The organism is Mesorhizobium sp. M0571 (genome assembly GCF_040320985.1).
Taxonomy (GTDB): domain Bacteria; phylum Pseudomonadota; class Alphaproteobacteria; order Rhizobiales; family Rhizobiaceae; genus Mesorhizobium.
In genome coordinates, this window is record NZ_JAMYQT010000108.1 from 1 (window position 1) to 7,052 (window position 7,052).

A 7,052-nucleotide genomic window follows, 5' to 3' on the forward strand; every position below is an offset into this window, starting at 1 on the left:
CCATCATCAACGGCCATCCACAGAGCCAGATCGAGGAACTCATGCCCTGGCGATTCCGGAAAACATCAAGCCCAAACCCATAGGTGATCGGCGAGGCGCTTACGCTGAGCGGGGCCCTCCGGTGCGACAAGAATATGGCCGATAGAACCGACTATCCGAAGGCTCGTCTGTTCACCTTGACGACTGACAACTGTGTACAAACCATCTTGGGGAGCAAGCGCGTCCCGCGTGTCCGAACTCCGGAGGAGGCTGCAATGATGCCCCAATCGAGTTGTCCCGCGGCCAGGCAATCATCCGTATAGATTGCCTGATAGGCCCTGTGGAAGTTGCCGATACCGAGATGCACGATTCCGGGCGTCACACTCCGTCGATCGTACCGAGGAATTTGGACACCGGCCGATGCGAGCGCCAAATTGGCGTAAGAAAGACGATTTTCCCTTGTATGCAGCTCAATCGAAATGGAGACCACCGTTCATGTCGATAACCTCGCCCGTGATGAAGCCGGCTAGAGGTGACGCGAGGAATGAAACGGTGTGGGCGACTTCTTGAGGTTCGCAAAATCGCCCGACCGGGATTTGAGCAAGCTGGGCCGCGCGCTGTTCGTCGTTGAGCTGTTCGGAAACCATCGGCGACATTACGTAGGCGGGGGCAATTGCATTCGAGGTCACGCCCTGGCCAGCGGTCTCGCGGGCAATCGAAAAAGTCAGCCCGATCATCGCGCTTTTCGAAACTGAATACGCCGTCCCTGCGGTCAAGCCTCCGCTTTTGGCGGCATAGGAGGAGATATTGATCACCCGACCCCACCGTTTCGAGCGCATCCCTGGAAGAAATATCTGGGCGAGAAGGAATGCGGCTTCTACGTTGACTATGTTGACCCTTCGCCATTCCTCGATCGAGGTATCTGCCATTTTGTGGTTCGACAGAATGCCAGCATTGTTGACCAAAATGTCGACCGAACCGAAGTGCTGAAGAACCTTCTCCGCCGCCGCGCGCGTTGAACTCTCAACTGCCAGATCAACACCGACGGCAACGGCGCCATGCCCTACCCGCGACGCCAGCGCCTCTGCGGCCTCGGGGAGCAGATCCAGGACTGCTACTTGAGCGCCGGCGCGCGCCAGTTCCACTGCGATTGCGGAGCCGATAGCGCCTGCGCCTCCAGTTACGACAGCGGTTTTTCCTTCTAGCGATTGCAAGCGGGAATTCTCCATTGCTTGGTCAGACGGCGGCATGGCGTGTGTCCGACGCATGCGCGTCGAAAAGGACAAAGATTTTATCGAGATGGGCGACCAATGCGGCTTCCGCACCGGGTCCGTCATTGGCATCCAGCGCATCCAGAATTGCCAAATGCTCCTGCAGCACAACCGCAAATCGTGCGGCATTGCCGGAGAAACGAATAAAGCGAGTCAGCTTGGCTTTGGCAGCGTGGATGGTCGTCCAAACTCCCGGTCGCTGCGCGAAAGACGCAAACAATTGGTGAAAATTCTCGTCATTGTCGTGAAATCCGTCAATATCGCCCTCAGCGATACTCCGTTCTTGAGCCGCCACCAGTGAACGCATTTCAGCGCTCATCGCTGGCGTCCAACGCGGCGCAACTTCGCGAAGAAGGCAAGTTTCCAGGGAACGGCGGACAAAATGGCTGTCTTGGATGCTGACGATATCAATTTGAGAAACAAAACTGCCGAGCTGCGGAAAGACACTCACAAGTCCGTCTTCGGCCAATCTTTGAATCGCTGCCCTCACAGGTGTGCGAGACACATTGAACTGGCGACACACCGCGTTTTCACTAATCGATTCGCCAGGCAAGAGCTTCGCACGCACGATTGCCTCGCGCAGGACGGAGTAAATTTGCTCACTCGCCGAACTGCGCCGGTTCAAAAACACGTCTAGTTCAGCCAATCCGGAAGACATGGCTTTCGCTCCATTCTGGTCGCAACGCGATATCGCGTTCCGCTCGCCTTCTTGCACAATGTCCTCGGAAAAATGCCATCAACAAAAAAGCAGTTGCACCTTGTATACAAGTGTACTAGAACTTCTGCGGTGAATGCAAGCCATTTGCGCTGGCGGTCTCGACAATTTTAAGCGGGAAGGCGGCGCTCTCAACGGGAGGAGTTTTGATGTCGAACTATTTGCGTCGCGTGCTCGCGATTGGACTGCTATCCGCAATAGGCGTGGGGTCCGCCTTCGCCGCTGGAGATTCAAAAATTGCGCTGGTCCCCGGAGGTCCGCACCCCTACTTCGCGGCGTGGGAGCAAGCTGGTAAGGATGCTGCCAAGGATTTTGGCCTGGCCGCAGCAGACTACAAGGTGCCGCAAAAGTGGGAACTCAGCCAGCAGAACCAGCTGCTCGAGAGCCTTTTGACCCAGGGTTACAACGGCTTTCTGATTTTCCCAGGTGACCCCGTCGGATCGGTCAGTACCGTGGACGAGCTCGTGTCCAATGGCGCGCCTGTCATCGGCGGCGCAGGGTGCTTCAAGGATCCTTCTTCAGCAACCTTCTGCCTCGGCACCGACACTGGCAATTCAGCATACATTGGAACCAAGGAGCTTTTGAAAACACTGACGGGCACCAAGAAGCGCATTGCTCATTTCACCGGCTTCCTTGTTGATCCGAATACCCAGCTTCGCATTGACGCCGTCAAAAAAGCGGCGGAGGAAGAAGGCGCAACGGTCGTCCAGGTCATCGCTGACATTGATGCGCCCGAGCCAGCCGAGGAAAAGATTAATGCCTACCTGGCAGCTCACGCCAACGACGTCGATGGCATCATCACGACCGCTTGGGTCCCTGCGGTTGTAGCCTCGAACGCAGTCCGAAAGATCGGCGACAAGCGGATCAAGATGGTAGCCATTGATCACGATCAAGTTGTGTTGAAGGCGATCAAGGATGGCTTTGTGAATGGCACAATGCTGCAGAATCCGTATGGCCAAGGCTATATCGGCACTTTCGTTCTCGACAAGCTTCGTTCGGGTTGCGCGGTCAAGACCGATGCGCCTTTTAAGAAGAATGCCCTCACTGACAAGTTCATCGACTCGGGAACCGTCTATGTCGCGGCCGACAAAATCGACACTTATGTTGACGCCATGCGCGACACGACCAAGAAGCTCTTTGAAACCTTCCAGGCGACTTATCTGACCTGCAAGTAACGAGACTTCCGCCAATGCCGCCGGGCTGCGTTCAAGCAGACCCGGCGGTCGTCCAACCAAATTGCACGGTGTCTGTCGTGACCCAGAGCCAGGCCTGATAAGATGGCAGCCTAGCCATTGAAGGTGCGAAACCATGTCTTATTCAGATGTGCCGGCGAAGGGTCCCAGTGGCGACATCGTCGGCAAGCCGCGCAGGAATGCCACCGAGACACGATTCTATCTGACCAATGAGTTCGGGCTCATTGCCCTGATTGTGATCTTTGCTCTGGCCTTCAAATTCACAACAGAGGGTTTCTTTTCGGCCTTCAATTTGTTCACCCTCGGTCGTATCGCAGCCGTCAACATCATGATCGGCTTGGCCATGATGGTCGTCGTTATAACTGGGGGGTTGAACCTTGCTGTAGGGGCGATCGGCGTTTGTGCCGCAATGACTTGCGGCTATCTCATTGAGGTGGTCGGGCTTCCATGGCCACTCGCAATTCTCTCAGCGGTGGCCCTTGGCGCCTTGCTGGGCTTTATCAACGGATGGACTTCCGTTCGCACAGGATTGCACAGCTTCATCATCACGCTCGCTACAATGAGCATTTTCTTCGGCGTAATGATTTTCCTGACGCGTGCAGAATCCTATCGCGCTCTGCCACCCGTCTTTGCAGCGTTCGGACGCCTCAAGCTGTTGGGTCTTTTCTCTCCGCTCCTCCTGGTCAGCCTCCTGGCTGCATTGCTTCTAGGATATCTTTATAATTTGACGGCGGTTGGGCGGGAGATGCTGACTGCTGGCGCCAAGCCCGAAGCGGCGGAGATGTCCGGCATAAATGTCGGGCGCATCTTCATATACTGCCACATGCTGTCTGGCGCGCTCGCCGCCTGTGCGGCTCTGATGCTAGTCGCACGCAATGGAGCGGCGATCCCATCAATGGCGGGACAACTCGGACAGGACTGGCTGCTCATCGCGTTCCTTGGTCCTGTGTTGGGGGGAACACTTCTGGCGGGCGGTAAGGCATCGGTGCTGGGGACGTGCCTGGGTGCGTTTCTGGTGACAATGCTGACTAGTGGTTTGCTTCTATTACAGCTGGGTGATTTCTGGATTCAGAGCTTTTTGGGTCTGCTTTTGCTGGCTGCGGTATTGATGGACAAAACACGCCGAACCTTTCTGGCCCGGAGGAACATGGCATGAACGGCTCCTTGGCCAACGCCGTGCGGAGCGACTGGTTTGGGCCGCTGCTGGTTACGATCGTCGCGGTTGCGATCGTGGGGGGCTTCAACCCATCATTCCTGTCGCCATTGAATATTCAGGTGCTGCTGCTCGCAATTGCAGTAAATGGCCTGATCGCGTTTTCGCAAATGCTCATCATCGGTATCGGTCAGATGAATTTGTCTGTCGGGGCTATCGGCGGTCTTTGCGCTATTGTTTTCGCCGGCATGATGGACGCGTGGCACGTGCCGGCATCCCTTGCCGCCTTAAGCGCGCTGTCGCTTGGGGTCATATGCGGCGTAATAAACGGATTTCTGATCGCCCGAACTGGCATTTCGGCGTTCGTAATTACCCTCGCCAGCCTGTCCGTTTACAAGGGCATCAATTTGGGCATCACACATGCCCAACCCTTTTATAACATCTCAGACGGCGTGAAATCCATCGGACAGGGCGCGATCTTCGGGATCATTCCTTGGTTGATGCTCCCGACCATGGCTGTCGGCCTAGCCTTGTGGTTCATGCTTAATCGGCAACCCATAGGGCGGTTTATTTTGGCAGTCGGCGGCAATCAACATGCCGCAGAATTGTCGGGAATATCGATTGCAAATACAGTTGTCATCGTGCACGCGCTTTCGGGGTTTCTTGCAGCGCTTGCCGGTCTTCTCCTTGTTGCCCGTTTACAAATGGGTCAACCGACGATCGGCGACGACTGGCTAATTTTGTCTTTTGCCGCGCCCGTGATCGGCGGCGCGGTCTTGGCCGGCGGACACGTCAGCGTGCCCGCTACGCTGCTCGGGGTGGTGATCGTTGCAATAATCACACAAGCCCTAGTGCTTTTCGACATCGACCCGTTCCTCGTGCAGGTCGTGCTGGGCGCAATGATCTTGGCGGCAGTCGGCGCCAATCGTTTTCGCGAAAGTCGTTTGTCACGAAATCTCAAGAGGCTCTGAAATGGCGAGCGAGATAGCGTTCCAGGCTCTGGGCATTGAGAAGTCCTTTCCAGGCGTAAAGGCGCTAAAGGGCGTTTCCCTGACACTTAAAACTCATTCCATACATGCTTTGCTCGGCGAAAACGGCGCAGGGAAGTCAACGCTTATCAAGATCATTACCGGTGTTCACCACCCCGATGCCGGCCGCCTCATCCTGGAGGGCCAAGAGGTTCATTTCGGCTCGCCGCGCGAGGCCATCGCTCATCGTGTTGGCGTCGTACATCAAGAACGGAATCTTATCCCGAGGTTTTCTGTTGCGGAAAATATCCATCTCGAGCAACTTGGCGCCTCGTTGCTAAAGCCGGTGGACTATGCCGACTTGAACAAGCAGGCCGCGCGTTGGCTTGAGGCCCTCGGCCTAGACATCGACCCAAGAACCCCGGTATCGCGCCTTAGCGTCGCCAAGATGCAGTTGGTCGAAATCGCCAAGGCCTTGTCTCTGCGCTCGCGAGTGCTTCTCCTGGATGAACCAACCGCATCACTTACCTCGAGTGAAACTGATCTATTATTCTCGTTTTTGCGAAAGCTGCGAGACCAAGGGGCCAGCCTGCTATTTGTCAGCCATAAGCTGGAAGAAGCGCAGGAGCTTTGCGACAGCGTCACAGTGCTGAGGGATGGGTCGAATGCCTGTGAAAGCCGGCCAATGGAGGGCCTGGGGCGGCAAGACATTGTCCGATTGATGATCGGCCGGGCCGAGGGTGAAGGCGGCTGGCGGGAGCGCAACTCGACTGGGGCTCCTCCGGCCATCGAGCTCAAGAACATTGAAACATCTTTAGGCCATGTGGACGTCAATCTGCATGTCCGAAAAGGTGAGATCGTTGGCCTCTATGGCCTCGTGGGCGCCGGAAGGACCGAGCTTGCAAAATGCATCCTGGGTCAGTTTCCGCTGACGGCTGGTACCGTCGAGATCGACGGGAAGCCGGTTAAGATCAGGTCGGTCGGCGAAGCCATCCACACGCATCGTGTGGGATACGTCAGCGAAGATCGAAAGGGCGAAGGTCTGGTCTTGATGCATTCGGTGCTGTCAAATGCTGGAATTGCAGTGTGGCGCCCCCTTTCGGCACTTCTCGGATTCCTCACCGACCGCCTCGTGCGACACAAGGTAACGCCATACATCGAGAAGCTTGAGGTGAAAACACCCAGCCTCGCGCAGACGGTGGCCAACCTTTCGGGTGGCAATCAGCAGAAAATCAGCGTCGCCAAATGGCTGGCGGCAGGCGTCAAGATCTTGCTGGTTGACGAGCCGTCAGTCGGCATCGACATCAAGACCAAGGCTTACCTGCACGATTTGCTGCGCGAACTCGCCGACAACGGCACTGCCATTTTGCTGATCACGAGCGACATGCCCGAAATGATCCTGCTTGCTGACAGGATTCTGGTCATGAACGACTACCGGCTTCAGGGCCAGCTAATCAATGACGGATCCTATGCCGGCATGAGCGAAGGCATCATGAATCTGATCCACAGGTCTGAGGCCGCCTAAGCTCCTCACGCGCTACAGCCACGGTCGCAAGGAGTTTTCATTTCTGCAAAATGGATATCGGCTGCGAGGATCTGAGGTTGTTTCTCGACGTTGCGCGCTGGGTGGCTTGAGCGCAGCGACGGGAACCACGCGCCGCAGCGCAGCGACCCTTGGACGACGCGTCACCGCGCTCGAAAAGCAGATCGGCGAACCGCTGTTCGTGCGTCAGCAAACCGGCTACCGGCTGACCCCAGTCGGTGAAGAACTGC

General features: G+C 56.4%; 7 protein-coding genes. 5 read left to right on the top strand and 2 right to left on the bottom strand.

All coding sequences use genetic code 11. The features are described 5' to 3' along the window. Positions 1–449: 449 nt before the first annotated feature. The gene (locus NKI85_RS37155) at positions 450–1,229 is read right to left on the bottom strand and encodes an SDR family NAD(P)-dependent oxidoreductase (RefSeq protein ID WP_352530918.1); all 780 of its coding nucleotides are present in this window, start codon (positions 1,227–1,229) and stop codon (positions 450–452) included. Then, positions 1,216–1,908 carry a GntR family transcriptional regulator gene (locus NKI85_RS37160; protein WP_352530916.1) on the bottom strand — a complete coding sequence of 231 codons (693 nt, stop codon included), beginning with the start codon at positions 1,906–1,908 and terminating at the stop codon, positions 1,216–1,218. Before NKI85_RS37160 ends, NKI85_RS37155 begins: the two co-directional genes overlap by 14 nt. 206 nt (positions 1,909–2,114) lie before the next feature. On the opposite strand from NKI85_RS37160, the gene NKI85_RS37165 reads away from it, so the two are divergent. The 5 genes from NKI85_RS37165 to NKI85_RS37185 all read left to right on the top strand — a co-directional run. Continuing rightward, positions 2,115–3,140 carry a sugar ABC transporter substrate-binding protein gene (locus NKI85_RS37165; RefSeq protein WP_023680812.1) on the top strand — a complete coding sequence of 342 codons (1,026 nt, stop codon included), beginning with the start codon at positions 2,115–2,117 and terminating at the stop codon, positions 3,138–3,140. A 133-nt stretch (positions 3,141–3,273) separates the two neighbouring features. Next, the gene (locus NKI85_RS37170) at positions 3,274–4,314 is read left to right on the top strand and encodes an ABC transporter permease (protein ID WP_352530913.1); all 1,041 of its coding nucleotides are present in this window, start codon (positions 3,274–3,276) and stop codon (positions 4,312–4,314) included. Then, the gene (locus tag NKI85_RS37175; RefSeq protein ID WP_352780841.1) at positions 4,311–5,282 is read left to right on the top strand and encodes an ABC transporter permease; all 972 of its coding nucleotides are present in this window, start codon (positions 4,311–4,313) and stop codon (positions 5,280–5,282) included. Before NKI85_RS37170 ends, NKI85_RS37175 begins: the two co-directional genes overlap by 4 nt. A gap of 1 nt (position 5,283) precedes the next feature. Beyond that, positions 5,284–6,804, top strand: coding sequence for a sugar ABC transporter ATP-binding protein (locus NKI85_RS37180; protein ID WP_352530909.1), 1,521 nt, complete (start codon positions 5,284–5,286; stop codon positions 6,802–6,804). A gap of 106 nt (positions 6,805–6,910) precedes the next feature. Next, on the top strand, positions 6,911–7,052 hold a 142-nt coding region (locus tag NKI85_RS37185; RefSeq protein WP_352780845.1), incomplete at its 3' end, for a LysR family transcriptional regulator.

What these genes read in the sequence shown, in the direction of transcription:
- NKI85_RS37170 (WP_352530913.1), top strand. Translation starts at nt 3,274, where the DNA reads ATGTCTTATTCAGATGTGCCGGCGAAGGGTCCCAGTGGCGACATCGTC.
- NKI85_RS37180 (WP_352530909.1), top strand. Translation starts at nt 5,284, where the DNA reads ATGGCGAGCGAGATAGCGTTCCAGGCTCTGGGCATTGAGAAGTCCTTT.
- NKI85_RS37165 (WP_023680812.1), top strand. Translation starts at nt 2,115, where the DNA reads ATGTCGAACTATTTGCGTCGCGTGCTCGCGATTGGACTGCTATCCGCA.
- NKI85_RS37175 (WP_352780841.1), top strand. Translation starts at nt 4,311, where the DNA reads ATGAACGGCTCCTTGGCCAACGCCGTGCGGAGCGACTGGTTTGGGCCG.
- NKI85_RS37160 (WP_352530916.1), bottom strand. Translation starts at nt 1,908, where the DNA reads ATGTCTTCCGGATTGGCTGAACTAGACGTGTTTTTGAACCGGCGCAGT.
- NKI85_RS37155 (WP_352530918.1), bottom strand. Translation starts at nt 1,229, where the DNA reads ATGCCGCCGTCTGACCAAGCAATGGAGAATTCCCGCTTGCAATCGCTA.